At 47.8% G+C, this 506-nt stretch carries 1 pseudogene; it reads left to right on the forward strand.

Annotation, left to right across the window (positions count from 1 at the left end):
• Window positions 1–506, forward strand: a pseudogene (vmeJ, locus tag R7Q48_RS31505) (multidrug efflux RND transporter periplasmic adaptor subunit VmeJ); the annotation flags it as partial.

A 506-nucleotide genomic window follows, 5' to 3' on the forward strand; every position in this document is an offset into this window, starting at 1 on the left:
GCATCAATAAAGGGCAACTTGTTAAGCAAGGGCAAGTGATTGCTAACATTGATAAGCGGGATTTGGACAGTCAGCTCAAACGCGCTCAGGCCATGCTGCGAGTGAAAGAAAAGGAGTTTAATGCCGCAAAATCGCTCAAAAGCAGGGGGTTACAAGGCGAGGTGGCCTTTGCGACTGCGGAAGCCGCGTTAGTCGATGCAAGAGCAAACCTCAATAATGTCCAAACCGCTCTCAAGAATACCGAAGTTAAAGCGCCCTTTGATGGCATTGTTGATCATCATTTTGTCGAAGTGGGTGACTTTGTCGGTGTGGGCGATCCAATAGCGACAGTGATTGATTTAGAGACTCTGGTCATTGAGGCCGACGTTAGCGAGCGCCATATCCAGTATCTTAAAGAAGGTCTTCGAGCGGATGTCAGAACGATCAATGGTCAGCATCACTTGGGGACTTTACGTTATATTGGTCGCGTTTCCTCCGTATCGACCAATACGTTTCCGATTGAAATC

It is taken from the genome of Vibrio sp. 378 (genome assembly GCF_033339435.1).